Source organism: Pseudomonas corni, from assembly GCF_057128765.1.
In genome coordinates this window covers 347606-374078 of sequence record NZ_JBSKHW010000001.1, presented here as the reverse complement: position 1 = coordinate 374078, position 26473 = coordinate 347606, and the positions used below count along the sequence as shown (strand labels likewise).

Sequence of the window (26473 nt, the reverse complement as noted above, 5' to 3'; positions counted from 1 at the left end):
CCAGGATCCCGTATGAGCCTGTCCCTACTCAGTCGTTATGCTGTCTTCGTTGGCTGCGTGCTATTTACGCTATTGAGCCTTCCGTTTCTGCACCACGAATGGCTTTGGCCCTTCACCCTGACCACCGCCATCCTCAGCCTGGTCGGCATTTTTGACCTGCTGCAATCGCCCCATTCGGTGCGGCGCAATTATCCGATCCTTGGCAACATCCGCTACGCCGTCGAAGCCATCCGCCCTGAGATCCGCCAGTATCTGCTGGAGTCCGACAGCGATGCCCTGCCCTTCTCCCGCGCTCAGCGTTCGCTGGTGTATTCCCGCGCCAAGAACGAGTCGGCGGACAAGCCTTTCGGCACCTTGATCGATGTCTACCAGACGGGCTTTGAATACATCAGCCACTCCATGCGCCCGGCGCCACTGGCCGACCCGAATTCGTTTCGGGTAACGGTAGGCGGTCCGCAGTGCACGCAGCCGTATTCGGCGTCGATCCTCAACATCTCAGCCATGAGTTTCGGCTCCCTGAGCGCCAACGCGATTCGCGCGTTGAACCGGGGGGCGAAGCTCGGCAACTTCGCCCACGACACCGGCGAGGGCAGCATCAGCCCGTATCATCGTGAGAACGGCGGCGACCTGACGTGGGAATTGGGCAGCGGCTATTTCGGTTGTCGCGCAGCAGATGGTCGTTTCGACCCTGAACGCTTTGCGCAGCAGGCCCAGGACCCGCAAATCCGCATGATCGAAATCAAGATGAGCCAAGGCGCCAAACCGGGCCACGGCGGGATCTTGCCCAAGGACAAAGTGACCAAGGAAATCGCCGAAACCCGTGGCGTGCCCATGGGTGAAGACTGCGTTTCGCCGTCCCGTCACAGCGCCTTTTCTACCCCTCTGGAGATGATGCAGTTCGTTGCGCAACTGCGTGAACTCTCCGGCGGCAAACCGGTGGGTTTCAAGTTCTGCCTGGGGCATCCGTGGGAATTCATGGGGATCTGCAAGGCCATGATGGAAACCGGCATCCTGCCTGACTTCATCGTCGTCGACGGCACCGAAGGCGGCACCGGCGCTGCGCCTGTGGAGTTCACCGACCACATGGGCTCGCCGATGCGCGAAGGCTTGCTGTTCGTGCACAACACCCTGGTGGGGATGAACCTGCGGGACAAGATCAAGCTCGGCGCCAGCGGCAAGATCGTCAGCGCGTTCGACATCGCCAGCGTACTGTCCATTGGCGCTGACTGGGCGAACGCGGCGCGGGGTTTCATGTTCGCCATCGGTTGCATTCAGTCGCAGTCATGCCACACCAACAAATGCCCGACCGGGGTCGCCACGCAGGACGCCCTGCGCCAGCGCGCCCTTGTTGTGCCGGACAAAGCCCAGCGGGTGTTCAACTTCCATCGCAATACGCTGAAAGCGTTGGCCGAAATGCTGGCTGCTGCCGGACTGGATGCGCCATCACAGCTGGAAGCCAAGCACTTGGTGCGCCGCATGTCCGCCACCGAAATCAAACTGTTTTCCCAGTCCCATGTGTTTCTTGAGCCTGGCCAACTGTTGAACGGCGTGGTGGATGAAAGCTTCTACTCACGGATGTGGCGCATGGCACGGGCCGACAGTTTTGAGCCCAACGCTATTTGATCGATGAACGTGCGATCAACACACATTGTTGTTGGTCGCTACTCACCATCGATATTTGTAGTTAGGTAACTCCTCCGGGGTTTTCATCAAGATGTACCCCACGTCCTTGACTCGGAATATGTCGTAAAACTTGTTGTCGACCAGCATGACCCGATCGGTGGCAATCGAAGCCATGTTGAATACGCGGGGATCGATTCCCGACACGTTGTTGATACCCGCCATAGGCAATCGCTCGGCGATGGTGATTTGCTCAAAGCTCAACACGAACCTGAGCGCAGGCATCTTATCCAGCGTCGCAGCCACTGCTGGCACCCACAGCTGACCATTTTCGGGCGGGATCAGGTAGAAATCCTTGATCTCGCGCAACGCTTGGCGAGAGGAAAACTCATAACCGATGCTGTAAACGACACTGGTTTCAAAAGCCTTTTGGGCCACCAGAATACGACCGTATGCATATGAAAAAGACAGCATCCAAAACAGCGGTACGAGCAGTACGACATTAGCGAGGGGGTTTATTGTCTCAAGCGCTTTATAGGAGCAATAGAGCACCAGCACCAAGAGGCAGGACAGTCCCATAAGCGTTCTGGCGTAAAGCGCGAAGTCCTCCAAGACCAATATTGATCCGGGTACCGAGAGTAATAAAACAAGTAGCGCAACCACGCACAGTACGAGCAGCAACAGACGCTCCCACAAAGGTTTGGAAGCTCTGAAGGCTCTCGACAGAGTTAGCAAAAAACCTATGCCTGCAACAATGCCAATAAATATAAACAACCAGGCATTGGCGTCGTTGATCAACAGACCGACCGATCCCGACACCTTGGCGACGCGCTCATCGAGCATCTGCAACCACCCGAGGGGCGGTTGTACGAGGCCTCCGCGCCAACTGGCATAAAAACGGAAAGCGGTCAGGTAATAAAACAAAGAACCCAAGAGTAACTGGAGAACTTTTTCGGCTAGCACGCCGATGATATGCCCAAGTGACTGAACCTCACCGACCCGGCGCACACACTCGATGCAGCACAGACCGATGAATACCTGCGCAGTAATCTGATAAAAACTCAGCGCGACGGCCAGTAAAGCCGCACAAAACAACGTACGCACCCAGTAGCGTTCAGATTGAAAACTGACTGCATACATCACGCACGACAACGCGAGCACCATCATCGGACCGTCGTATTGGTACGTGAGATTGCCCAGGAAAAATGGGCTGTAGCACAGCGGCAGAACGACCAGACACTCCAGTACCGTCGGATGAGGAAAGTACTGTTTGCACAACGAAGCAAGTGCGCCTGCGAACACTGGCAGCACAATGAACATAGGCAGCGGAAATACATTGACCGTATCGGCGTTAAAGCTGACAACGCCCTGAAACAGCTCCATCAACAACCGGCCTTGCTCGCGCCAGAGATCTTTACCCAACAGCAGTTCGCGCCCCGTGTCGTCATAAAACGCGTAGTCCGCTTCAAGCACCGGGTACACGAACAACAACACTGCCGCTGCAAAAAATATCAGCAGCTGGCGTTGGCTCAGAGGCCGTAGCAACGCATCAAGCCTGCCCACATTCAGGCGCTCCTGTTTCTGCGAGCGAGACGCCAGCGGGTGAGTGCCTATGACTGGTCACATCCCGGATGACATAGCGCGGACGATGCTTGCTCTCCAGATAAATGCGGCCGATATATTCACCGAGGATGCCGATGCCTATGAGTTGGATTCCTCCCAAGAACAGGATCGACACCATTACCGAAGAATAGCCAGCAGTAGGATTGCCATTTAGCAGGTAATCGAGCACCAGGTAACCGGCATAGATAATTGCCAGAAACGAGATTGCGCTGCCAATGTAAGTCCACACGCGAAGTGGCACAGTGCTGAAAGAAGTGATGCCGTCCAGCGCCAGGTTCCACAACTTCCAGAAGTTGAATTTACTGTGACCTGCAGCTCGGGCGCAGCGATGGTAGTGGACCGTAACGGTTTTAAAACCAGCCCAGGCCAGCACCCCTTTCATGAACAACTGTTGCTCCGGTAATGCCTTGATAACCTCAATGACCTTGCGATCCATCAGTCGAAAATCGCCGACATTTTCTTCAATCCGCGTTGCTGATATCTGATGAATGAGTTTGTAGAAAAGCGACGCGCAATGACGCTTCAAAAAGCTGTCTTCTGTACGCGTCATACGCTTGGCCAAAACAATTTCCGCGCCGTCCTGCCACGCTTCGATGAGCTGCGCGATGACACTTATCGGGTCTTGAAGGTCCGCATCCAGAGGGATGACAGCGTCGCCGGTTGCGTATTCGATCCCGGCGAACAGCGCCGCTTCTTTGCCGAAGTTTCGCGAAAAAGTAAGCACTACGACGTTCTGATCTGCCTGCGCTATTTCTTTAGCCAATCTGCCGGTTAAATCCTCACTGCCGTCATCAATGAAAACGATTTCAACATCGTTTAACTGCAACACCGGATCACACTTGATTGCCCGATAGAACGGCCCGATAGCGTCCTCCTCGTTGTAAAGCGGGACCACCAGCGAGACGTTCAAGATCGCCTCCCCGGGAACACCAAACGCCGAGAAACGTAGTAACCGCAGCACAAACTGATTGCCGAGAAGAGAAGCAAGGTCGACACCGGCGGCCATGCGAACACGTCGCCAGCAAGGCCAGTGCCCAGACTGAGCGACGCCATTAAGCTCGAGTAGAGAAGATACCGACGCCACGACCGTTCACTGTCGAAGGTGAAGCGGGCATTGAGCCAATAGGACAACGACACCGCCGACAGAAAGCCAGCGAGATTGCTCCAGGTTTGATTGATACCCAGCATCCGGTTGAAGAACAGGAATACGGCGGCATGCAACGCGGTATTCGCCAGTCCCACCGAGCAGTAGCTTGCGAATCCGTTCAGCCCTTGCATGACTCACGTCCTGTGTTCAGCCAGTAACCGTCAACGACAGATGCAACCTCCTGCTGCACCATTGACGTCTGCCGATAACAGTAAAGAGGACCGGCGCCCTCCACGCACGACCACTCGTCACCGATGCGTCATCCAGCGGTCCACGGTTGCGAGACATTCTGTAATACCCGTCCTTTGCATTACGAGGGCAAACCCGCCACCCTTCGCGCCGCCGATCAGCTCTGGCCGGCGGCGCGGAACAATGGCCTCCTCTGGCCTCTCTCTATCAAACTGACTTCAAGAGCCCACTGGCATGACGAACGGACGCGACCATCGAATCGACTTCTTTCGAGGTCTGGCGCTGATCTTCATTTTTTGGGATCACGTGCCAGACAACCCTTTCGCTCAATTAACCCTGCGTAATTTCGGCTTCAGCGACGCCGCCGAGGTGTTCGTCTTCCTCGCGGGATATGCTGCAATCCTGGCTTATGGACGCATTGCACAACGCGACGGCTTTGTCGTGGCGTGCGTGCGCATCCTGCGCCGAACCTGGGTGCTTTACGTCGTCCATATCTTCCTGCTGACATTGCTCATGGGCATCGTCTTCGTCGCCAACAACCACGTCGAAACCCGTGACATGGTTCGGGAAATGGGCCTTGAGTACTTCGTCGGCAACCCACAACAAGCCCTGGCCGATGAACTGCTGCTGCGCTTCAAGCCCAACCTCACCGACCCGCTGCCACTCTATATTCTGCTGATGCTGGCCCTGCCGTTGATCCTGCCGATCATGCTGCGCAAGGCCGAAATAGCGGTTGGCCTGTCTGTCGCGCTGTACATGATGGTGCCGCTACTGGGCTGGAACCTGTCAGCCTATGAAGGCGGCGGCGTGTGGTACTTCAACCCGGTGGCGTGGCAGTTGATCTTCGTACTCGGCGGCGCCTGCGCGATGTACTCACAGCGTGAGGCCGTTGTTCGCCCGGTATTACGCCCGCTCTGGTTTCAGCCGACATTCCTGATTGCTGCGGCTTACCTGCTCGTCACCGGTGTGATTACCTTCCTGTGGAAATTCCCGCAGATCCACGACGCCCTGATGCCTAAAGCCTTGAGCGACCTCATCTACCCCATCAGCAAAACAGACCTGTCGCCGCTACGGCTGATCCACTTCATCGCGCTGGTGTATGTCGTCGCCAAGCTGCTCCCTGCCTCCCCCGGCTGGCTCGATAACTGGCCTGCGCAACAAACCTGCCGCATGGGCCGCTACTCGCTGGAAGTCTTCTGCCTGGGCGTCCTGCTCGCGCCACTGGCCGACATGGCCAACGCGCTGTCAGGTGACATCTGGCAAATGCGCGTCATCACCGGCCTGCTTGGCTTGGGGCTGATGTTGCTGATGTCGAACTTCCTGGAGCTGAACAAACGGCTGGGCAAGCCTGCGCAGGTGGTGCGGGTTTAAGAACGGGCAGTACATCACTGTGGGAGGGAGCTTGCTCGCGATGAGGCCAGTACATCCGCCGCCTCACTAAGGTGCCCGCTATCCACTCGCGAGCAAGCTCCCTCCCACTAGCCCCTGCTTGAAGCGTTGAAATGCGCGCGATCTGCAACACATCGGAAATCCCTCACCGTCCCGTCACAAAAACCTCACCTGTCTCAAGCACCGGCTACGCTTGAGACAGGTGCGATTAACAGGTTTAACCGGGCCAACCGATATGGGCGCTTTGTGGCATTCAGATGTGAAGAAGACTGCGGTTGTAGGTGACAGTCAGAGCGATGTTCCGATGCCAAAAAACCCGCGCCGCAGACACTATGTCTGGCGTGTGTTCTGGCTATTGGTGCTGATCGCATTGTTGATCCTCGGATTTGCCGTTTTCTCGGAAATTCGCAGTTCGAAATTGCAAGCCAAAGAGTTCAGCCGCTTTGCCAAAGAGCTGAGTTATTCGCTCCAGCCAGGTCCGAGCGACGCGATTCTTTTCCCAGGCGACGGCCCGTTCGATAAGCGTCTGGGCTACTCGTCACTGGGTGAGTTCATGCCCAGACTGCTCAAGCGCGACTACCTGATCACCCAGCAAGCTCACTTTTCTCCCGACCTTTTGGCCTACACCAAACGCGGCTTTTTCGTGCCGTATCAGGAGAAAATTCAGTCGGGCCTGACCATCACCGACTGTCGCGGCGCGCCGCTTTATCAGTTCACGTATCCGCAGCAGCTCTATTCGACTTTCGCTTCGATCCCACTGGTACTGGTGAACAGTCTTTTATTCATCGAAAACCGCGACCTGCTGGCTGAAAATCAACCTACGGCAAACCCTGCAGTGGACTGGCCACGATTTTTGAAGGCGGCGGTTACGCAGGTGGCGAAAATGGTCGGCCTGCCCGGTCAGTCCGCGGGAGGCAGTACGCTGGCGACGCAGTTGGAGAAGTATCGGCACTCGCCGGATGGCCTGACACAATCAGGCAGTGAAAAGCTGCGCCAGATGATTTCCGCCAGTGTCCGGGCTTATCAGACTGGCCCGCAAACTCTGGAGGCCCGACAACACGTGGTGCGCGATTACCTGAACAGCGTGCCGTTGTCGGCGGTGCCTGGTCATGGCGAAGTGCATGGCATGGCCGAAGGGTTGCGCGTCTGGTACGGCGCCGACTTCGAACGCACCAATCAATTGTTGGCGACCCCTGCCACAGACTCCAAAACCCTGGCCGAGCAAGGCTTGGCGCTGCGTGAAGTGCTGTCGCTGGTGATCGCGCAGCGGCGTCCTTCGCATTTCCTGGCCAAAGGTCGCACTGAGCTTGCGGATTTGACTGACAGCCATATTCGCCTCCTCGCACAAAACAAGGTGATCGCTCCTACGCTTGCCGATGCCGCGCTGTCCGCCACCGTGACCTATCGCGACTGGGTGCAGCAACCGACGATCCAGCCGATCGAAACCAACAAAGGCATCAGCGTCGCCCGCACGCGGCTTTCCAACCTGCTCAACCGCCCGCTTTACGATCTGGATCGCCTGGACCTGTCCGCCACCAGCACGTTGCAAAACGACTTGCAGGTCAAGGTCGGTCAGTACCTGCGCGATCTGGCCAAACCAGAATTCGCTAACCAGATCGGCTTGTTGGGGGAGCATTTACTGACACCGGCCAGCACCCAGCAAGTGCGCTACAGCTTCACGCTGTTCGAGCGCGGCCCCGATGGCTCAAGAGTGCGAGTACAAACCGACAGCACCGATCAGCCGTTCGACATCAACGAGGGCAGCAAGCTGGAATTGGGCTCGACTGCCAAGATGCGCGTGCTGACGACCTATCTGCAGATCATCGCCGAACTGCATGACCGCTACGGCGCCCTGAAAAATGCGGAGCTGAAAAAGGTGCCGGTGGAGGACCCTGACCGACTGACGCGCTGGGCCATCGATTACCTGATGCAGAACAACGATCGCGACCTGTCGAAAATGCTGTCGGCCGCGCTGGATCGCAAGTACTCGGCGAGCCCCGGCGAAAGCTTTTTCACGGGCGGCGGGATGCACCATTTCAACAACTTCCGCAACGAGGACAACGGGCGTTTGCCCACCCTGCGTGAGGCGCTTCAGGAGTCGATTAACCTGCCGTTCATTCGCCTGATGCGCGACGTGGTCCGCTACAGCATTTATCACGGCCCCAGCAACAGCGCCGAACTGATGAAGGATGACAGCGACCCACGGCGTCAGGAATATCTGGCGAACTTCGCCGATCGCGAGGGCACGGTGTTTTTGTTGCGCTTCTGGAAACGCTACAAAGGCAAGAACACTCAAGAGCGGCTCGATACCTTCCTGGACGGCGTGCATCCGGCGGCCAGTCGGCTTGCAGCGGTGCATCGTTACCTGCTGCCCAATGCCAGCCCGGCGGCGTTCAACAGCTTCGTGCGGGCGCGCATGGTTCAGGACAAAACCAAACCGGCGGTGAGCGAAAAACGCTTGGCCGACATGTATCAAAGTTACGGCCCCGGTGCCTACGACCTGCCCGATCAAGGCTATATCGCCAGGGTCCATCCGCTGGATATGTGGCTGGTGGGCTACCTGATGCAGCATCCGGATGCGCAGTTCAAGGACGCTGTGGCAGCCAGCCGTTTCGAGCGTCAGGAAGTTTATAGCTGGCTGTTCAAGAGTCGGCACAAGAGCGCACGCGACAGCCGGATTCGCACGATGCTGGAGATCGAGGCGTTCCTGGATATACATCAGCGCTGGCAGCGTCTGGGCTATCCCTTCGATCACTTGGTGCCGTCCCTGGCCACGGCGATTGGCAGTTCGGGCGACCGTCCTGCTGCGCTCGCGGAGCTGATCGGGATCATCCAGAACGACGGCATTCGGCTGCCGACGTTGCGCATCGACAGCCTGCATTTCGCCGCCGATACACCCTATGAAACGCAACTGGCGAACAATCCTGACCTGGGCAAACGCGTGTTGCCTTCCGAAGTGGCTGCAGCCATGCGCGACGCGCTGTCACGAGTGGTGGATGCGGGCACGGCGCGGCGGGTGTCGGGCAGTTTCAAGCTCGACGACGGCAGCGTTCTGGCCATGGGCGGCAAGACCGGGACCGGCGACAACCGCATCGAAAGCATCGGTGCAGGCGGACGGATTCTGGCGTCTCGGGCGATCAACCGGACGGCCACGTTCGTGTTTTACATCGGCGATAACCATTTCGGCACGCTAACGGCCTTCGTGCCGGGCCGCGCGGCGGAAGGCTTCCGCTTCACCTCGGCGCTGCCAGTGCAAGTGCTCAAAGGCATGGCGCCGATTCTCAACCCGTACCTGGCGCCGGGGCTGCATACCCAATGCGCCGCGCCGGGGCAAACGGTGGCGAGCGTCCCGTAAAACCTGTGGCCGCGCTTGCCCGTGATTGCGGTGTCTCCAATACGAATCCGCCAGCGGGACGAACCGTTTCGCGGGCAAGCGCGCTCCTACCAATCCTCGCCGTCCGAGAAGATGAGAACCGTTCGTCTTAACACCTCTTGCGGACTCGTTAAGATATATCTTAAGGTATATCTAACTTGTAACAGGAGATGAAAGAAATGGGAGACCACCCACATAAACCGCCGCATGATCACCATCCTCACCATCGCCCTCACTTCGGTGAGCACGGCGAAGGACGAGACGGTTTCGAGAAACGTCCCGGCCGGGAACGTGGAGGCCGAGGCCCGCGCGTGTTCGCACCGGGCGACCTGAAATTACTGCTGCTGGCATTGATCTCCGATCAGCCGTGCCACGGCTACGACCTGATTCGCCAGATCGAAAGCATGTTCGACGGCGCTTACAGCCCAAGCCCCGGCGTGATTTACCCGACGCTGACCTTTCTGGAAGAAAGCGAACTGATTCTGGGCGACGCCGAAGGTGGCAAAAAACGCTACTCCATAACCGAAGCAGGGCAGCAATCGCTGACCGACCAAGCAGTTGCGCTGGACGGCGTGAAGATGCGCATCGACGTCAGTAAGCGCTCACTGCGCGGCCATGATCGTCCACCGGAAATCCATGAAGCCGTTCACAACTTGCGTCATGCGCTGCAATTGCATCATGGCCGCTGGAATCCGGAAGAAATCGTCCGGGTTCGCGACCTGCTCAATGACACCGCTCGCGCCATCGTTGACGGCAATCAAGACACTCTTCCTACAAACGCATCGGAGCCGTCCGAATGAATTCACAGCAATCGATTCACCGTGTCAGCCACGAAATCAAACGCCGAAAACTGCTGGTGCTGCGCGTCACCGACCTGACCCCGCGCATGCGCCGGGTCACGCTTCATGGCCCGGAGCTGACAGGTTTCATCAGCCTGGGCACTGACGATCACGTCAAATTGCTGTTCGCCACCACGCCCGAAGAACAGGCCGCGCTGGAGAGCTTCACTCCCGGCGGCAGCAGCGAAGGCTCCCGCCCGGTCATGCGTGACTACACCCCCCGTCGCTACGACCCGGTGTCGGGTGAACTGGATATCGACTTCGTGCTGCATGGCGACGGTCCGGCCGCAACCTGGGCCGAGCAGGTAGAGCCCGGGCAATCGCTATACATCGCCGGACCACGGGGTTCGATGATCGTCCCGGACATGTTCGACAGCTACCTGTTGATCGGCGACGAAACCGCCCTGCCCGCCATCGCCCGTCGCCTGGAAGAACTGCCCGCAGGCCGCCGTGCTTTGGTGGTGGTAGAAATCCAGGACGATGCCGAACGCCAGGTTCTGCAAAGCAACGCGCAGGTCGAGGTGATCTGGGTCGTGCGAGGCCAGCAGGATTTGCTGCAGGTCGTCGCAGGATTGCAGCCGCCAGCGGGGGATTTGTATGCCTGGGTGGCGACTGAGTCAGCGTTGTCGCGCAAAGTGCGGCGGGTGTTGCTGGACGATTTAGGCCTGGATGAAGCAGCCGTGAAGGCCGCCGGGTATTGGCGGCTCGATGAGTCAGAAGAAGCCTGAGTCGCTGTCCTCTGTAGGAGCCGACTTGTTGGCGAGCGGTCGAGGATTGCAGCCTCCCCTCGCGAATGATTCGCTCCTACAGGCTAGCGACTTCGGAGCTTATCCACGCCCCACAACACTAACCCCATCACCACAAACCCAGCCAGCACGCCCAGCGCATTGAGAAACGCCTGGGCGAACCCGATCGTGCCGACATCGATGAACGGATATACGTAGTCGCCGATCAGGTTTCCGCGCAGCAGTACGTAGGCAAAGTAAACGACTGGGTAGGCGATCCACGCCAGCACGTGGGTCAATCGCAGCGAACCCTTGGGCACGTACAGCCACCAGTAGAGCAAAAACGCCAGGGGCATGATGTCGTGTAGTACTTCGTCGGCAACCCGCTGCCAGCCTTCGGGTTGCCACAAATGCCGCAGCAACAGGTTGTAGGCGATACCGACCAGCAGGATGCTGACAGTGATGCCACCGCACACAATGGGCGATCTGAAAAACCGATGCACTGCTGAATTCTGCCGAGTAACGGCGCAGGTCAAAGTGACGGCCACGAGGGTATTGGTCAGGATCGTGAAGAAGCTGAAAAACTTCACCAGTCCGCCCATCACGCTGGCGTGTGTCTCCCAGCGGGCATACACAATCAAATACAGCTGAACCGCCAGCCCGAACCAGCCCAACAGCGCTGCTGCTATGGCGTATGTTTTGTGGCCGCGAGGGTGTTGCAAAGAATGTGCAAACATTTACCAGCCCTTGCTCCGCGCCAGCTTCACATACAGCCCCTCGACTTTCTCGCGGGCCCACGGGGTTTTGCGCAGGAACGTCAGGCTCGACTTTATGCTCGGGTCGCTCTTGAAGCAGCGAATATCGATACGCTCCGCCAGCCCCGACCACTCGTAGTGCTCGACCAGGGCATGAAGGATCTGCTCCAGCGTCACTCCGTGCAGCGGGTTGTTGTTGGATGTGGTCATGCCAGGCCTATTTACGCTCGGTGAGGGGGGATTCGAGAGGTGCGCACCTTAGCCGAGGTCGTCTGTGGCGGGAAGGGTTCGCCGTCAGAGTTTAGGACTGTTACCGACATCGCAACAATTCATGTCCAAAAATCTACTGTTTAATCGTTCGTTAGCGTCCTATCATTAGCGCCCTAAATACTGAATCGATTCATCCGTCTTTCAATAAGATAAGCCTGCTTCGCTGCGCCTTGTGCATGCCACGGCCAGCTTGCGCTTGCTCGTCAATAACTCGAAAAGAATCTGCCGCCCATGTCCAGTTCCCTGCCGCCCCGCACCGCTCGACCTATCAGCTCTAAATCCGCGCTAGGCCTTGCCTTGCTGGGCCTTGCTACTTGTGCAAACGCCGCCGACGCGTTCGACAGTGACTCGCCCTGGATGCTCGGTGACTGGGGCGGCAAGCGCACTGAGCTGTCGCAGCAGGGCTATGATTTCAAGCTCGACTCGGTCATGGAAATGGGCTCGAACCTGCATGGCGGCTACGACCACGACAAGACATTTCGTTACAGCGATCAATACGCTCTGGGAGCGCACCTGGATCTGCAGAAGATTCTGGGCTGGCACGACGCTGAGTTCCAACTGACGCTGACCAACCGTAACGGCGACAACATCAGTAACGATCGCGTGGGTGATCCCCGCGTCGGCACTATCTCCTCGTCCCAGGAAGTCTGGGGCCGGGGCAGCATCACGCGCCTGACAGACCTGTGGTATCAACAGAAATTTCTCGATCAGGCGTTGAGCATCAAAGTCGGTCGGTTCAACGAGGGCGAGGATTTCAATACCTTCCCCTGCGACTTCCAGAACCTGGCGTTGTGCGGCTCGCAGGTCGGTAACTGGGGCGGCGGCATCTGGTACAACTGGCCCGTCAGCCAATGGGCGGCGCGGGTCAAATACCAGATCAATCCAGAACTGTTCGTGCAGGTCGGCGCATTCGAGCAGAACCCCTCGAACCTTGAAAACGACAACGCCTTCAAACTCAGCGGCAGCGGCACCCAAGGCGCAGTGATCCCGGTGGAAGCGGTTTGGTCGCCGAAGGTCAACGGGCTCCCGGGTGAGTACCGCCTCGGTTATTACTACAGCACTGCCGACAGCACCGACGTTTATAAAGACAGCAATGGCGGTTACGCCGCAGTGTCCGGCGACGACTACCGCGCATCGAGCAGCAAGCACGGCATGTGGCTGACCCTGCGCCAGCAAGTCACCAGCGTTGCCAGCGACAACAGCCGAGGGCTGAGCCTGTTCTTCAACGGCACGCTGCACGACAAGAAAACCAACATGATCGACAACTACGTCGCCCTGGGCGCTACTTACAAAGGCCCGTTCGATGCGCGTCCTGAAGACGACATTGGCGTGGGCATCAGCCGCATTCATGTCAATCCGGCGTACCGCAAAAACGTCAATCTGCAGAATCAGGTCGCAGGCGTCTCGGACTACAACGACCCTGCCTTCATGCCGCTGCAGGACACTGAATACAACGCCGAACTGTATTACGGCGTTCACGTCACGAATTGGCTGACAGTGCGCCCGAACCTGCAATTCATCCGTCATCCAGGCGGTGTGAATCAGGTGGATGACGCCCTGGTGGCCGGCCTGAAGATTCAATCCTCATTCTGATCGGCTTATTTCGCCTTTCTGTATGTCGTTTTAGGAACTAGCGTGAATAGCATGGCTTCAAAGGGTCATGTTTCCCGCTACAAGAACTAGAAAGCGTCAATCAACTTAATGTTACGGAGTACGACACTATGAGCACTGACGGTGCTTTCGGTAAGAATCGCCTGTTGCCGAGCCTGCTCGGGCTGGTGATTCTGATCATGGGCCTGGCGTTGCTGGCCGGGGGCGTAAAACTACTGCAACTGGGTGGCTCGCTGTATTACCTGCTGGCCGGTATCGGTTTCGCCATCACTGGCGTCTTGCTGATCATGGGACGCCGCTCGGCGTTCGGCCTGTTCGCGCTGGTGCTGTTCGCGAGCACGGTCTGGGCCCTGTGGGAAGTTGGCCTGAATTGGTGGCAACTGGTGCCGCGTCTGGCACTTTGGTTTGTCCTTGGCATCGTCATGCTCTTGCCATGGTTCCGCCGTCCGATTCAGCGTGGCCTGCCGGGTGGTCTGCCAACTACCGCACTGAGCATTGCCGTGGTATTGGCCGGTCTGACTGCACTGGCCAGCCAGTTCACCAGCCCTGGTGAAATCAAAGGCACGCTGGACCGTGACGACGCGGGTGTTGCGTACGATCCGCAACCGATGCCCGACGGCGACTGGCAGGCTTACGGCCGCTCCGAGCACGGCAATCGTTATTCGCCGCTCAAGCAGATCACGCCTGAGAACGTCGGCAAACTGCAGGAAGCCTGGCGCATCCGCACCGGCGATCTGCCGACTGCCGAAGACCCGGTTGAGCTGACCAACGAAAACACCCCGCTGAAGGTCAACGGCATGGTCTATGCCTGCACACCGCACAGCAAGGTGCTGGCGCTGGACCCTGATACCGGCAAAACGATCTGGTCTTACGACCCGCAGATCTCCAAAGAAGGCGCCAAGAACTTCACTGGCTGGGCGCACATGACCTGCCGTGGCGTGTCGTACTACGACGAAGCTGCCTACGCCAAGTCTGACGTCGGTGCTCCTGCCGCTGCGTTGTCGGCTGCCGGCACTGCAATTGCGAGTTCTTGCCCGCGTCGCCTGTACCTGCCGACTGCCGATGCCCGCCTGATCGCGCTGAACGCCGACACCGGTAAAGTCTGCGAAGACTTCGCCAACAAAGGCGCCATCGACCTGCGTGCCAACATCGGGCCGTTCACTGCGGGTGGTTACTACTCCACCTCGCCTGCCGCGATCACTCGTAATCTGATCATCATCGGCGGCCACGTCACCGATAACGAATCGACCAACGAGCCATCCGGCGTGATTCGCGCCTACGACGTACACGATGGCAGCCTGGTGTGGAACTGGGACCCAAACAACCCGGACGCTACCGCGCCGATTGCTGCTGACCAGTTCTATTCGCGCAACGCGCCGAACATGTGGTCGCTGGCCAGCGTCGATGAAAAACTCGGTCTGGTGTTCCTGCCTTTGGGCAACCAGATGCCTGACCAGTACGGCGGCGACCGTACCCCTGGCGCCGAGAAATACAGCGCAGGTCTGGTAGCACTGGACGTCAACACCGGCAAGGTGCGCTGGAACTATCAGTTCACTCACCATGACCTATGGGACATGGACGTACCGAGCCAGCCAACGCTGATCAATCTGAAGACCAAGGATGGCGTCAAGCCAGCCGTGATTCAGCCGACCAAGCAAGGCAGCCTGTATGTGCTGGACCGTCGCGACGGCACGCCGATCGTACCGATCCATGAAGTGCCAGTGCCAGGTGGTGCTGCCAAGGGCGATCACACTTCGCCGACCCAGGCTCGTTCCGAGCTGAACATGCTGCCTCCGGAACTGACCGAGAAGGACATGTGGGGTGGCAGCCCGTTCGACCAGATGCTGTGCCGCATCCAGTTCAAAGAGCTGCGTTATGAAGGCCAATACACGCCTCCGTCGGAACAGGGCAGCCTGATCTATCCAGGTAACGTGGGTGTGTTCAACTGGGGCGCGGTGTCGGTCGACCCTGTTCGTCAGCTGATGTTTACCAGCCCGAACTACATGGCCTTCGTCTCCAAACTGGTGCCACGTGCCCAAGTCGAAGCGGGCAGCAAGCGCGAAAGCGAAACCAGTGGCGTGCAGCCAAACACCGGCGCGCCATATGCAGTGATCATGCATCCGCTGATGTCGCAACTGGGCCTGCCGTGCCAGGCGCCATCGTGGGGTAACGTTGCCGCTGTCGACCTGACCACCAATCAAGTGGTCTGGAAGCACAAAAACGGCACCAGCCGCGACAATACTCCAGTGCCAATCGGCCTGCCGGTCGGCGTTCCAAGCATGGGCGGTTCGATGGTGACGGCCGGTGGCGTTGGCTTCCTGGCTGGCACGCTGGACCAATACCTGCGTGCTTACGACGTCAAAAACGGTAAAGAGCTGTTCGCCGGACGTCTGCCAGCAGGCGGTCAAGCGACGCCAATGACTTACACCGGCAAGGACGGCAAGCAATACGTCCTGATCGTCGCCGGCGGTCACGGTTCGCTGGGCACGCGTATGGGCGATTACATCATTGCCTACAAGCTGCCGGATTGAGGCTGCAGGCTACAAGCTGTGAAGCTCGCAGCTTGAAGTAGAAAACGAAAAGGCGGCCATCTCACGATGGCCGCCTTTTTTGTGCCTGATCCCCGGTGCCCCGTAGGAGCGCGCTTGCCCGCGATTGCGGTGGGTCTGATAAATACCTGTCATTGTCGGAATGCATTCGCGGGCAAGCGCGCTCCTACACATGCGGCGCTGCGTACGCGATGGTTGTTGATTCTGCCCGGAGGGCGTAGGAGTCCGGCTTGCCGACGATTGGCCGCGAAGCGGTCATGGGGCCTGAGGGCCAGGTTTGTCTGATACACCGAGGCGCCGGGTTTACTGCCGCTGCGCGCCAGATCGCCTGCAAGCAAGGCTCCTACGCCTGCGGCAGAAGCGGTCGTGCCGAATACCTGTCATTGACGCAACGCATTCGCGGGCAAGCGCGCTTCTACAGGGTTCAACGGCCACACTCACTTCTCGATCACTTCCCCACGCTGCGGCGCCAATCGGGCGATCAAGCGGTTTTGGGTCGGGACGGGGATGTGTTGATCGTCCATCGCATCGATCAGGTTCTCCACCAGCGCATTAAAATCGCTGCGACTCAGGTTCATGCCTTTGTGCGCTTCGGCCAGGGAATCACCGGTGTAGGTGCAAGGCCCGCCCGCTTCGACGCAGAACTTCTCCACCAGCTTGTCGCGTACACGCACGATATCGACCTTGCGAAAGAACTCGACGATGCGCGGGTCTTTGGCGACGTGCAACAACATGCCTTCGACAATCTTTTGGATGCCCGGTCGCTCGCCCAGCGCGAGATACAGACTGTCGTCCTTGGGCGGTTGTTGCGCACAACTGGCCAGCAACGCCATCACAGCGACTGCCACCCAGCGCAAAGAAGACTTCATCAGAAACTCCCCTGAATCGACAGATAGGTGCCGTTCTGATCATCCAGCGTGGCGATTTCGCCCAGCCGTGCGTAGGCCAAAACGAAGGACACATGCTTGTTCGGGAAATAGCCGACAAACATATCGACCCAATCGCTCTCTCCCGCAAACGACAGGTTGTCAGGCTTCTCGCGGTAATCCACGCCCACCGCCCAGCGCGGGTTGAACAGCAGCGCAACGCCGCCCTCCTTGAGTACGCTGCGCGAATCCCGGCGATCGCCGCCAAAGCCCAGCAACCCGGTTTCATTGGCGCGGCTGTAGCGCAACCCGCCGTTAACCACGACGTTGTAACCGAAGGCCGCACCCATGAATAAACGGCTGGCGGTGAGATAACCCTCCACGTCCGAATCGCGTTTGGCGCCGATCAAGTTGGGGATGGCGAAGTCGTTCTGATGCTTGTATTCCAGCCCCAGCGACACTTGCGGCAGGTTGTCGTAGATCAAATCGCCAAACAGCCGCACTTTGACCCCGAAAACATCCTGGCTCAGGTTGTCGTCCGGCAGGCTGAATTTATTCACCAGCGACCCTAAGTCGAAGCGCTGATGAGCGTAGGAAAGCTCCACGCGGTTGCCGTAGGTTGCCGCCATCCCGGCGACGTCCAGCGTGTAGTCCGGCAAATCGACGTGGGTAGCGAACGCATTGGCGCCCCACTCGCCCTGCTCGCCATAACCGGCCAGAACCGCCCACGGAATAATCCCGCCGCCTGCGCTGCCCTCGATGCTGCTGGCGCCGCCGGTGGCAATCAAACGTCCTTGCTCGGCGCAGGCATCGGAGGCCATAGCAGCCGTGCAGCAGCCAACAATGCTCAATACAACAGGGCTTAAAACTGCTGAAAAACTACGTGTCATGTCCAATCTTCAATTTTCTACCGATCAATGAATCATCGCGCCAGGTGACTGGTGCGCCTTGAGCATCCACGCCTCGAACGCCATTGCATTGAGCGGCCGACTGATGAGGTAACCCTGGGCGGTGTCGCAATGCCAACGCTCCAGCAAGCGCAGGCTGTGGCTGTATTCAACGCCTTCGGCCACGACCCTGAGCCCAAGGTTATGGCTCATCTCGATGGTCGAGCGCACGATGACGGCGTCTTCGCTGGTCTCGTCCAGATCACGCACGAACGATTGGTCGATCTTCAATTCCTGCACCGGCAGCCGCTTCAAGTGCGCCAGCGACGAATAGCCGGTGCCGAAGTCATCCACCGACAGACTGATGCCACAGTCGCGCAGACGATTGAGCACCCGCAGCGCGTGCTCAGGCTCTTTCATCACCGCGCTTTCGGTGATCTCGAATATCAGTTGTTCGGCCGGCACGCGGTAGGACTTGAGCAGCGCTGATACCCGGTCAGCGAGATCGCCGCTGAGCAAGTCATCGGCCGAAATGTTGACTGACACCTGCACGTACAAACCACGAAGCCGCCATTCGGCCAACTGGCGCATGGCCTCCTCAATGACCCAATTGGTGAGAATCTGGATGCTGCCGGTGCGCTCGGCCAGGACGATGAACTCAGCCGGCGAGACACTGCCGAATCGCGGATGCTGCCAGCGCAGCAGGGCTTCAGCCTCGCGCACACGGCCCTGGCGGATGTCGAGTTTGGGCTGGTAATTCAACGTCAATTCGCCATTGCGGGCGGCATGCCTCAGGTCACGGATCAGGCTGATCTGACGCTGATGGGCAAGGTCTCGGCCGTCCACGTATACCTGCAGGCGCCCCGGCATCAGCGTGGCATCCTGGCGGGCAATCGCCGCGCGCTTGAGCAGTTCCGAGGCCACGTCGCCATTGGCGGGATAGGCCGCGATGCCGACGGCGCAATCAAGGGCAATGTCGTGCTCGCCGGTGCGCTGCAACTTCGCCAGCAACCGTTGCAAACGGTCAGCCAGGGCGACCGCGCTGTCGGCTTCGGCGTGTTGTACCAACAACAGAAACTCGGAGGCACTCAGGCGCGCGGCGGTGTCACCAGGCCCGAGGGGCAATTGCAACAAACGGGCAATCTCCTGCAGCAGTTGGTCGATACTTTCAGCACCGATGCTGTCGTTGATCGCGTGAATGTTATCGACGCTCAGGTGCAGCAGGGCCACCGGACGCTGGGCCGCAATCGCGCTGCCGAGGCGCTCCATCGCCAACGCCCGATTCGGCAGCCCTGTGAGTGCGTCATGCAGGGCGTTGTGCGCGAGTTGTTGCTCGCGCGCCGCGATGCCGCGTTGCATCGAATTAATCGCGCCAGCCAGCAAACCCAACTCATCGCTGCGCTCCAGCATCACCGGGGTGCTGTAGTTGCCCTGACGGATACGCTCGGCGGCCTGAGCCAGCGCGCGTACTGGCAGCGACACACTGCGCGCCAGCAACAAGGTGCCGATCAGCGAGCCGAGCAAGGCGATGAGGGTGATCCAGACAATTTTTTCGTCCAGCGGCGCAAACGCCAGCATCGCCTGATCAAGGGGGCTTTGCAGCAAGGCGACAACCTGGCCGTCGGTGGTATCTGTGGCACTGTCGAGCATCAGGGTTTTGCTCAGGAAACGCTGACTCTGGTGCTCGGTCATCTGCGTACGGCCACGGGATGGATCAAGCATCACCGCCCGCAAACCGTCGAACAGCGAGGCGGGCTGAGTGCTGACGATCTCTCCCGGCACCTGATTGACCACCGATAAAAACGACACTTCCAGGCCGCTCAACGAACGCAGCTCTTGGGCCAGATCGGTGTCCATGGCGAAACCCATCACCACACGACCGATGGGCAGCGGCGCGAGCACCGTGCTCTCAACCAACAGGTGTGGCTTGCCTTGCAGCGGCACGATCAACATCGACTGATTGCGCGCTTTCAAATCACGCAGCGCCTGGATATAGGGAAACGGCGAGCCCTCGGGGATTTGCGCGACGGTACTGGCCATGACGGTGCCGTCCATGCCCAACAGGAACATGTCATTGGCGTTAATGCGCGCACCATGGTTTTGCAGGACCGAACGAATGGTGGCCGAATCGGCCGACGCCACGGCGTCGCGAAAACCGAAGTCACTGGAGAGCAATTGCACGGCGTCGCGCAGTCTTTTGCCGCGCATTTCCAGCAAACCTTCGAAAACTCGCGTGCCCACCTGCAACTGGGCCTGGGCCTGGGATTGCACGGCGTCTTTGGTAGCCGCCTTGACTGCCAGCAACACCGCCGCCACCACAATCAGCAGCAACAGGATCAGCACACCCGCGATACGGGCCTGAAAGCTAGTGCGCAGCTTCATCATGTACTGCCTTGTTAAACGCGTCGCCAAACGCGCTGGAAGGCGGCGCCGACGGCATGTCGCTGCCCTTGGGCTGGAGAGCAAGGCTGAAGCGCTGACGCAAACCACTGGCCGGAATATCGATGTCGCCTCCTGCAACTGGCTGCATATCGGTCACCTGTGGATGCCACAGCGTCGCCGCGTAACGGCCCGGTGGCAGTTGATCGAGGATCAGCGAGCCCTGGGCGTTGCTCACCCCAAACCAAGCATCATCGGTGACATAAACATAGCCCAGCATCCAGTCATGGACATTGCAACCGAGCACCACAACCCCAGGCTTGTCGAACAGCACCGGCGCAGACGGGGTACCGCCGTAAAGCCGCAGTTCAAAACGTTTTGGGGCAGAAAAGGAATACACCTGATGCCGAATGTTGTCGCTGTTGGGAAATTTGATTTCGGTGCCGGTGCGTACAGCCAGCACGTGGGGGGCGAATTCCTGATTGCGCTGGTCCATGTCGGCCTGTGGCGCTTGATTGGGCGCGCCCGCCGGCCCTTTGAGGGTCAGCACGGCATCTCTCACCGGCTTGCCTTGGGCGTCGAAAAAGTCAGCGGTCAGGGTCGCAGCGCTGGATGCACTGCTGATAAAGACCGCAAAAACACCGGCCAGGTAAGTTGAAACAGCATGGGTCATACAAACAATCCAGAGCAGCAACGCTAATAAATGAAGTGCCAGCCCTGGCGAGTTTTTGGTTTTCAGCCGGTTCTGCCGACACGAAACCATTATCCGCCCATTTAGGAAGGCATATAGCCATCAGTCAATACTGCCGACGAAAGGTGAAATGTGCGGTTCATTTTTAACTATCGCGGTCCATCTTCAATGCTATCGACCGTAGCTATTGAAACCTGAGGGCGACTGCCCCATCTAAGGCACATCTCCATTTGCGCAGGTGCCCCATGAGCGACCAGCAAGCAGACTCACAGAATTCCTCTGACGACTTCGACGACGAACCCGAATTCAGCCTTGGCTCCGATCGTAAAAGCCTCGCGCTGCCGGGCCAGAACCTTCCGGATCAGGTCTATATCATCCCGATTCACAACCGTCCTTTCTTCCCGGCGCAGGTCTTGCCGGTCATCGTCAATGAAGAGCCCTGGGCCGAAACACTAGAGCTGGTCAGCAAGTCCGATCACCACTCCCTGGCGCTGTTCTTCATGGACACGCCGCCAGACGACCCACGCCACTTCGACACCAAGGCGCTGCCCGAATACGGCACGCTGGTGAAGGTGCACCATGCCAGCCGCGACAACGGCAAGTTGCAGTTCGTCGCCCAGGGCCTGAGCCGCGTGCGCATCAAGAACTGGCTCAAGCACCACCGCCCGCCATTTCTGGTGGAAGTCGAATATCCGCACCAGCCCAATGAGCCGACCGACGAGGTCAAGGCCTACGGCATGGCGCTGATCAACGCGATCAAAGAGCTGCTGCCGCTGAACCCGCTGTACAGCGAAGAGCTGAAAAACTATCTCAACCGCTTCAGTCCCAACGATCCTTCGCCGCTCACTGACTTCGCCGCCGCGCTGACCTCCGCCACCGGCGTTGATCTTCAGGCCGTGCTCGATTGCGTGCCGGTGCTGCGTCGTATGGAAAAAGTGCTGCCGATGCTGCGCAAGGAAGTGGAAGTTGCGCGCCTGCAGAAAGAAATCTCGGCCGAAGTGAACCGCAAGATCGGCGAGCATCAGCGCGAGTTCTTCTTGAAAGAACAGCTCAAAGTCATCCAGCAAGAGTTGGGGCTGACCAAAGACGATCGCAGCGCCGACATCGAACAGTTCGAAGAGCGGCTGGTGGGCAAAACTCTGCCAGCCCAGGCCCGCAAGCGCATCGACGAAGAGATCAACAAGCTGTCGGTGCTGGAAACCGGTTCACCGGAATACGCCGTCACACGCAATTATCTGGACTGGGCGACCTACGTGCCGTGGGGCGTGTTCGGCAAGGACAAGCTCGACCTCAAGCACGCGCGCAAAACCCTGGATGCGCACCACGCAGGTCTTGATGACATCAAGAGCCGCATCCTCGAATTTCTCGCGGTCGGCGCGTATAAGGGCGAGATCAGCGGCTCCATCGTGTTGCTGGTTGGTCCGCCAGGCGTGGGTAAAACCAGCGTCGGGCGCTCGATTGCCGAATCTCTGGGGCGTCCGTTCTATCGCTTCAGCGTTGGCGGTATGCGCGACGAAGCGGAGATCAAGGGTCACCGTCGCACTTACATCGGCGCCCAACCGGGCAAGCTGGTGCAGGCGCTCAAGGACATGGAAGTGATGAACCCGGTGATCATGCTCGACGAGATCGACAAGATGGGTCAGAGCTTCCAGGGCGACCCGGCCTCGGCGCTGCTGGAAACCCTCGATCCGGAACAGAACGTCGAATTCCTCGATCATTACCTCGACTTGCGTCTGGATTTGTCGAAAGTGCTGTTCATCTGCACCGCCAACACGCTGGATTCAATCCCCGGCCCATTGCTGGACCGGATGGAAGTAATTCGTCTGTCGGGCTATATCACCGAAGAAAAACTCGCCATCGCCAAGCGCCACCTGTGGCCCAAGCAGCTTGAGAAAGCTGGCGTCGCCAAGGACAAACTCAGCATCAGCGACACCGCTCTGCGAGCCGTAATCGAAGGTTACGCGCGGGAAGCTGGCGTGCGGCAGTTGGAGAAACAACTGGGCAAGCTGGTGCGCAAGGCCGTGGTCAAGCTGCTGGACAATCCGGACAGCGTGGTCAAGATCGGGCCGAAAGATCTGGAAGCGTCGCTGGGCATGCCGGTGTTCCGCAGCGAACAAGTCCTGTCTGGAACAGGGGTCATCACGGGCCTTGCATGGACCAGCATGGGCGGCGCCACGTTGCCGATCGAGGCCACGCGGATTCACACGCTCAATCGCGGCTTCAAGCTCACCGGGCAACTGGGTGATGTAATGAAGGAATCTGCGGAAATCGCCTACAGCTACGTCAGTTCCAATCTGGCGAAGTTTGGCGGCGACAAAACCTTCTTCGACGAAGCCTTCGTTCACTTGCACGTGCCGGAAGGCGCGACCCCGAAAGACGGCCCGAGCGCAGGCGTGACTATGGCCAGTGCGTTGCTGTCCCTGGCGCGTAATCAGGCGCCTAAAAAAGGCGTGGCCATGACTGGCGAGCTGACGTTGACCGGGCATGTCCTGCCGATTGGCGGCGTGCGTGAAAAAGTCATCGCGGCGCGGCGCCAGAAGATCTTCGAACTGATCCTGCCAGAGCCCAACCGTGGCAATTTCGAAGAACTGCCGGACTACCTGAAAGAAGGCATCACCGTGCACTTCGCGAAGAAATTCGCGGACGTGGCGAAGGTGTTGTTCTAACTAAGCAGACCCACACCCAACCTGTAGGAGCCAACTTGTTGGCGAGGCGGCTTCACAGGTTGAGCCTGGCCAGACTTCTCGCGAACAAGTTCGCTCCTACAGGTAGAGGATCACCTGCAGGGTTTCACCGCCGCACGCTTCGGTTATGCTCGGCACACGTTGCCCACGACCGGAGCCTGTATGACCCCTGCCCGCCTGCTCGTCCCCCTCAGCCTTGCCCTGTTGGCCGCCTGCGCCCAGCAACCCAAACAGGTCGTTTCCCTCGATGACCAAAGTGACTGCCCGATCAAACTCAAGACCGGTCAGACCCTGCTGCTCATGCTCCCCAGCAATCCCACCACCGGCCACCGCTGGCTGATGCAAAACCCTGCGCCGTCGATCCTGCGCAGCCTGGGGCCTGAGGTGTACAACAACCCCGAAGACATCGGCACTGTCGGCACGGCAGGTCAGTCGGTCTGGCGTTATCAGGCGGCAAAGGCAGGCGACGGACACTTGATGATGGTGTATCAGCAGCCGTGGGCGCCGGAAGTCCCACCAGAGCGCACCTTCGATTGCGCGATCACGGTGAACTGAGATGTTCACCCTGCGCGTCATGACTTTGGACGATTACGACGCCGTCCTCGACCTGATGCAGCGCACCCCCGGCGTTACCGTCCGGGATGCCGACTCACAGGAATCCACCGCCCGCTATCTACAACGCAATCCGGACCTGAGCTTCGTCGCCGAACTCAATGGCGCGCTCGCCGGATGCGTGATGTGCGGACACGACGGTCGCCGTGGCTATTTGCAGCACCTGATCGTGCTACCGGAATATCGACGCCAGGGTCTGGCAGCCTCGCTAGTTGAGCGCTCCCTGTCAGGACTGGAAAAGGAAGGCATCGTCAAATGCCACCTCGACGTGATCAAGACCAACACCGCCGCCGCTCAATACTGGAGCAGCCAGGGCTGGACATTGAGGACCGACATTGATCGGTATTCGTTGATCCGGTCAGCCAGTCAAAACGCCTGAAAGGAACGATCAGACAGTCAAAAAAAGTGGGAGCGGACTCGTCCGCGAAGAGGCCCGCCCGCACAACACAGCCCCATCAGACCCCAATCGCCCTGACATGCACCCCAAACCCGCTTTCACCCGGTGCAATCTGCGGCTGCAACGTCAACGCCGGAATCTCGTAATCCCCTCCATTTTGCTGCCGAAATGCGATCGGCGGCGTGGTACACAGATCATCCAGCCGCCGACCCAGCGCCTCACAGGTCTCGGCAAACCGGACCTCATCGACACGGCTGGTGCGATACACCAGAAACGGCGGCAGCACCTCAAAACCGGGGTAATGCAAAACCCCATGCTGGATCGGAAACAACAGATCCTCCATCGGACCATTGATTCCGCGCTCGGAATAATGGGATTCCCAGCCACCCATGGTCACCATCAGCATCGCGCGCTTGCCGCCCATGGCGCCCTCCCCATAACGCTTACCCCAACGCGCATCCGAATGCTCGCCGACGCCATAGGCGAATCCGTACGCGTAGACCCGCTCGACCCAACCCTTGAGAATCGCCGGCATCGAAAACCACCACAGCGGAAACTGCAAAATCACGGCATCAGCCCAGCGCAGTTTTTCCTGCTCACGGCTGATGTCTTCGCGCTGACGACCGTTGGCGAATGCGTGCTTTGAGTCCAGAGAAGGATTGAAACGCTCACCCAGAGGCGGGTCCTGGCTGTCATCGGCATCGACCGTCGCTTTCCATTCCATGGCGTACAAGTCCGAGACCTGCACCACATGGCCAGCCGCTTCGAGCCGCGTGACGGTAAAATCCTTGAGCGAACCATTCAGCGACTTCGGTTCGGGATGGGCGTAAACAATCAGAACATTCATGGCATGACCTCCGGTTACTGAGGCATGCACAATGAAACCACGGCGGGTATATTGGAAATGAATATCTAATATCCCAGGTATAGCCGTGAACAATCTCCAGCGCTTGGACCTCAACTTGTTGGTCACCCTCGACGTTCTGCTCACCGAGCACAACGTCACTCGTGCGGCCGAGCGTTTGCACCTGTCGCAGCCCTCGGTCAGCGTGCATCTGGCCAAGCTGCGCGACATCTTCGGCGATCCGCTGTTGTTGCCCGGCCCAAGGGGCATGCAACCAACGGCCCGAGCTGACGAGCTGCGCGAGCCCCTGAGATTGGCGCTCGAAGGACTGGGGCGCGCGGTTGCGCCTGTTGCCCCCTTCTCTCCCGCTGAGGCGACGAATACTTGGCGCATAGGGGCAGCAGACTACGGCGAATCGACCATCGTCCTGCCAGCCCTGAAGCGACTTCGCTGTGACGCACCGCTCACCCAATTGGCCGTCCTCGACCTGAGTCCTTCCCGCGTGTTCAAACACGCCGAGCAAGGCGCTATCGACCTTGCGCTTCAATCGGCCGACGATGCACCGTCCGGCCTTCACCGACAATCCTTGTTCAAGGAGCGCTACGTACTCGTAGGACGCGTCGGCCATCCGCGTCTGAAGCAACGCATGACGGTGCAAGACTTCTGCGATCTGGAACACGTTCTGGTTTCCAAAGATGGCAGCGGCGGGTTCTATGGCGTGACAGACAAATCGCTGGCAGAGGTCGGACTCACACGCCGTGTGGCGCTGTCGGTGCCGCATTTCCTGTTCGCGTTGTCAGTGCTGGCAAGCACCGATCTCGTCGCGATGCTGCCCTCACGACTGGTGCTGGGGAGAAGTGATCTACAAGCGGTCGAGGCCCCGGTTCAAGTGCCGGGGTTCGAGATGGTGATGGTGTGGCACGAGCGCGTACATCGGGATGGGGCAAACCAGTGGTTGCGTGGGGTGTTTGGCGCAGATGTGGCGGGTCGGGCATGACGCGCCGCCTGCACACGCCCGCCAGC

21 protein-coding genes are annotated in these 26473 nt (G+C 59.0%); 11 read left to right on the top strand and 10 right to left on the bottom strand.

The features are described from left to right. The first annotated feature begins 12 nt into the window (after positions 1-12). Positions 13-1623, top strand: a complete 1611-nt coding sequence (locus ACWKV9_RS01620) for an FMN-binding glutamate synthase family protein (protein ID WP_483834337.1) — start codon at positions 13-15, stop codon at positions 1621-1623. Positions 1624-1665: 42 nt separating this feature from the next. On the opposite strand, the gene ACWKV9_RS01615 is transcribed toward ACWKV9_RS01620, so the two are convergent. From ACWKV9_RS01615 to ACWKV9_RS01605, 3 genes are read right to left on the bottom strand one after another with little or no spacing between them, the layout of a single operon-like run. Then, complete coding sequence (locus ACWKV9_RS01615) at positions 1666-3183, bottom strand: glucosyltransferase domain-containing protein (RefSeq protein ID WP_483834336.1); 1518 nt, start codon at positions 3181-3183, stop codon at positions 1666-1668. Then, positions 3170-4153: a glycosyltransferase family 2 protein gene (locus ACWKV9_RS01610; protein ID WP_483834335.1), complete on the bottom strand. Its 984-nt coding sequence runs from the start codon at positions 4151-4153 to the stop codon at positions 3170-3172. Before ACWKV9_RS01610 ends, ACWKV9_RS01615 begins: the two co-directional genes overlap by 14 nt. After that, positions 4150-4521: a GtrA family protein gene (locus ACWKV9_RS01605; RefSeq protein ID WP_483834334.1), complete on the bottom strand. Its 372-nt coding sequence runs from the start codon at positions 4519-4521 to the stop codon at positions 4150-4152. The genes ACWKV9_RS01610 and ACWKV9_RS01605 overlap by 4 nt, the downstream gene beginning before the upstream one ends. A 292-nt stretch (positions 4522-4813) precedes the next feature. Between ACWKV9_RS01605 and opgC the strand changes: the two genes are divergently transcribed. The 4 genes from opgC to ACWKV9_RS01585 all read left to right on the top strand — a co-directional run bounded on the left by opgC (position 4814) and on the right by ACWKV9_RS01585 (position 10908). Further along, positions 4814-5950 (top strand): OpgC domain-containing protein, encoded by a 1137-nt coding sequence (gene opgC, locus ACWKV9_RS01600; RefSeq protein WP_483834333.1) that lies wholly within the window; start codon positions 4814-4816, stop codon positions 5948-5950. 253 nt (positions 5951-6203) lie between these two features. Then, the gene (locus ACWKV9_RS01595) at positions 6204-9323 is read left to right on the top strand and encodes a transglycosylase domain-containing protein (RefSeq protein ID WP_483834332.1); all 3120 of its coding nucleotides are present in this window, start codon (positions 6204-6206) and stop codon (positions 9321-9323) included. A gap of 197 nt (positions 9324-9520) precedes the next feature. Next, complete coding sequence (locus ACWKV9_RS01590) at positions 9521-10141, top strand: PadR family transcriptional regulator (protein ID WP_483834331.1); 621 nt, start codon at positions 9521-9523, stop codon at positions 10139-10141. After that, positions 10138-10908 (top strand): siderophore-interacting protein, encoded by a 771-nt coding sequence (locus ACWKV9_RS01585; RefSeq protein ID WP_483834330.1) that lies wholly within the window; start codon positions 10138-10140, stop codon positions 10906-10908. The genes ACWKV9_RS01590 and ACWKV9_RS01585 overlap by 4 nt, the downstream gene beginning before the upstream one ends. Positions 10909-10991: 83 nt before the next feature. Here the strand turns inward: ACWKV9_RS01585 and ACWKV9_RS01580 are convergent, their stop codons facing one another. Together ACWKV9_RS01580 and ACWKV9_RS01575 are read right to left on the bottom strand one after the other, a co-directional pair. After that, positions 10992-11642 carry a Pr6Pr family membrane protein gene (locus ACWKV9_RS01580; protein WP_483834329.1) on the bottom strand — a complete coding sequence of 217 codons (651 nt, stop codon included), beginning with the start codon at positions 11640-11642 and terminating at the stop codon, positions 10992-10994. Further along, the gene (locus ACWKV9_RS01575) at positions 11643-11870 is read right to left on the bottom strand and encodes a VF530 family protein (RefSeq protein WP_483834328.1); all 228 of its coding nucleotides are present in this window, start codon (positions 11868-11870) and stop codon (positions 11643-11645) included. It lies immediately after the preceding gene. Between the two features lie 291 nt (positions 11871-12161). On the opposite strand from ACWKV9_RS01575, the gene ACWKV9_RS01570 reads away from it, so the two are divergent. Both ACWKV9_RS01570 and ACWKV9_RS01565 read left to right on the top strand, forming a co-directional pair. Further along, on the top strand, positions 12162-13523 hold the full coding sequence (locus ACWKV9_RS01570) for a carbohydrate porin (protein ID WP_483834327.1): 1362 nt from the start codon (positions 12162-12164) through the stop codon (positions 13521-13523). Between the two features lie 128 nt (positions 13524-13651). Continuing rightward, entirely contained in the window at positions 13652-16072 is a 2421-nt protein-coding gene (locus ACWKV9_RS01565; protein ID WP_483834326.1) for a glucose/quinate/shikimate family membrane-bound PQQ-dependent dehydrogenase, read from the top strand. 455 nt (positions 16073-16527) lie between these two features. Here ACWKV9_RS01565 and ACWKV9_RS01560 read toward each other — a convergent pair whose 3' ends face one another. The 4 genes from ACWKV9_RS01560 to ACWKV9_RS01545 all read right to left on the bottom strand — a co-directional run bounded on the left by ACWKV9_RS01560 (position 16528) and on the right by ACWKV9_RS01545 (position 20895). Further along, positions 16528-16959 (bottom strand): group I truncated hemoglobin, encoded by a 432-nt coding sequence (locus ACWKV9_RS01560; protein WP_483834325.1) that lies wholly within the window; start codon positions 16957-16959, stop codon positions 16528-16530. Further along, positions 16959-17777 carry a DUF3034 family protein gene (locus ACWKV9_RS01555; protein ID WP_483834718.1) on the bottom strand — a complete coding sequence of 273 codons (819 nt, stop codon included), beginning with the start codon at positions 17775-17777 and terminating at the stop codon, positions 16959-16961. The genes ACWKV9_RS01560 and ACWKV9_RS01555 overlap by 1 nt, the downstream gene beginning before the upstream one ends. Before the next feature lie 93 nt (positions 17778-17870). Continuing rightward, positions 17871-20225, bottom strand: coding sequence for a bifunctional diguanylate cyclase/phosphodiesterase (locus tag ACWKV9_RS01550; protein ID WP_483834324.1), 2355 nt, complete (start codon positions 20223-20225; stop codon positions 17871-17873). Continuing rightward, a complete protein-coding gene (locus ACWKV9_RS01545; RefSeq protein ID WP_483834323.1) occupies positions 20209-20895 on the bottom strand; it encodes a methylamine utilization protein in 687 nt (228 codons plus the stop codon). The genes ACWKV9_RS01550 and ACWKV9_RS01545 overlap by 17 nt, the downstream gene beginning before the upstream one ends. A gap of 263 nt (positions 20896-21158) precedes the next feature. Between ACWKV9_RS01545 and lon the strand changes: the two genes are divergently transcribed. The 3 genes from lon (at position 21159) to ACWKV9_RS01530 (ending at position 24588) form a co-directional block, all read left to right on the top strand. Then, complete coding sequence (lon, locus tag ACWKV9_RS01540) at positions 21159-23579, top strand: endopeptidase La (protein ID WP_483834322.1); 2421 nt, start codon at positions 21159-21161, stop codon at positions 23577-23579. A gap of 180 nt (positions 23580-23759) precedes the next feature. Beyond that, positions 23760-24152, top strand: coding sequence for a protease inhibitor I42 family protein (locus tag ACWKV9_RS01535; RefSeq protein ID WP_483834321.1), 393 nt, complete (start codon positions 23760-23762; stop codon positions 24150-24152). 1 nt (position 24153) lies between these two features. Further along, complete coding sequence (locus ACWKV9_RS01530) at positions 24154-24588, top strand: GNAT family N-acetyltransferase (protein ID WP_483834320.1); 435 nt, start codon at positions 24154-24156, stop codon at positions 24586-24588. Between the two features lie 76 nt (positions 24589-24664). Here the strand turns inward: ACWKV9_RS01530 and ACWKV9_RS01525 are convergent, their stop codons facing one another. Next, the gene (locus ACWKV9_RS01525) at positions 24665-25453 is read right to left on the bottom strand and encodes an NAD(P)H-dependent oxidoreductase (RefSeq protein WP_483834319.1); all 789 of its coding nucleotides are present in this window, start codon (positions 25451-25453) and stop codon (positions 24665-24667) included. Between the two features lie 85 nt (positions 25454-25538). Between ACWKV9_RS01525 and ACWKV9_RS01520 the strand changes: the two genes are divergently transcribed. Beyond that, the gene (locus ACWKV9_RS01520; protein WP_483834318.1) at positions 25539-26447 is read left to right on the top strand and encodes a LysR family transcriptional regulator; all 909 of its coding nucleotides are present in this window, start codon (positions 25539-25541) and stop codon (positions 26445-26447) included. The last annotated feature ends 26 nt before the right edge of the window (positions 26448-26473 follow it).

Bases quoted from the DNA above. Each gene is read 5' to 3' on its own strand.
- ACWKV9_RS01620 (WP_483834337.1), top strand. From the start codon at position 13: ATGAGCCTGTCCCTACTCAGTCGTTATGCTGTCTTCGTTGGCTGCGTG.
- ACWKV9_RS01605 (WP_483834334.1), bottom strand. From the start codon at position 4,521: ATGCAAGGGCTGAACGGATTCGCAAGCTACTGCTCGGTGGGACTGGCG.
- opgC (WP_483834333.1), top strand. From the start codon at position 4,814: ATGACGAACGGACGCGACCATCGAATCGACTTCTTTCGAGGTCTGGCG.
- ACWKV9_RS01595 (WP_483834332.1), top strand. From the start codon at position 6,204: ATGGGCGCTTTGTGGCATTCAGATGTGAAGAAGACTGCGGTTGTAGGT.
- ACWKV9_RS01590 (WP_483834331.1), top strand. From the start codon at position 9,521: ATGGGAGACCACCCACATAAACCGCCGCATGATCACCATCCTCACCAT.
- ACWKV9_RS01585 (WP_483834330.1), top strand. From the start codon at position 10,138: ATGAATTCACAGCAATCGATTCACCGTGTCAGCCACGAAATCAAACGC.
- ACWKV9_RS01580 (WP_483834329.1), bottom strand. From the start codon at position 11,642: ATGTTTGCACATTCTTTGCAACACCCTCGCGGCCACAAAACATACGCC.
- ACWKV9_RS01575 (WP_483834328.1), bottom strand. From the start codon at position 11,870: ATGACCACATCCAACAACAACCCGCTGCACGGAGTGACGCTGGAGCAG.
- ACWKV9_RS01570 (WP_483834327.1), top strand. From the start codon at position 12,162: ATGTCCAGTTCCCTGCCGCCCCGCACCGCTCGACCTATCAGCTCTAAA.
- ACWKV9_RS01565 (WP_483834326.1), top strand. From the start codon at position 13,652: ATGAGCACTGACGGTGCTTTCGGTAAGAATCGCCTGTTGCCGAGCCTG.
- ACWKV9_RS01560 (WP_483834325.1), bottom strand. From the start codon at position 16,959: ATGAAGTCTTCTTTGCGCTGGGTGGCAGTCGCTGTGATGGCGTTGCTG.
- ACWKV9_RS01555 (WP_483834718.1), bottom strand. From the start codon at position 17,777: ATGGCCTCCGATGCCTGCGCCGAGCAAGGACGTTTGATTGCCACCGGC.
- ACWKV9_RS01550 (WP_483834324.1), bottom strand. From the start codon at position 20,225: ATGAAGCTGCGCACTAGCTTTCAGGCCCGTATCGCGGGTGTGCTGATC.
- ACWKV9_RS01545 (WP_483834323.1), bottom strand. From the start codon at position 20,895: ATGACCCATGCTGTTTCAACTTACCTGGCCGGTGTTTTTGCGGTCTTT.
- lon (WP_483834322.1), top strand. From the start codon at position 21,159: ATGAGCGACCAGCAAGCAGACTCACAGAATTCCTCTGACGACTTCGAC.
- ACWKV9_RS01535 (WP_483834321.1), top strand. From the start codon at position 23,760: ATGACCCCTGCCCGCCTGCTCGTCCCCCTCAGCCTTGCCCTGTTGGCC.
- ACWKV9_RS01530 (WP_483834320.1), top strand. From the start codon at position 24,154: ATGTTCACCCTGCGCGTCATGACTTTGGACGATTACGACGCCGTCCTC.
- ACWKV9_RS01525 (WP_483834319.1), bottom strand. From the start codon at position 25,453: ATGAATGTTCTGATTGTTTACGCCCATCCCGAACCGAAGTCGCTGAAT.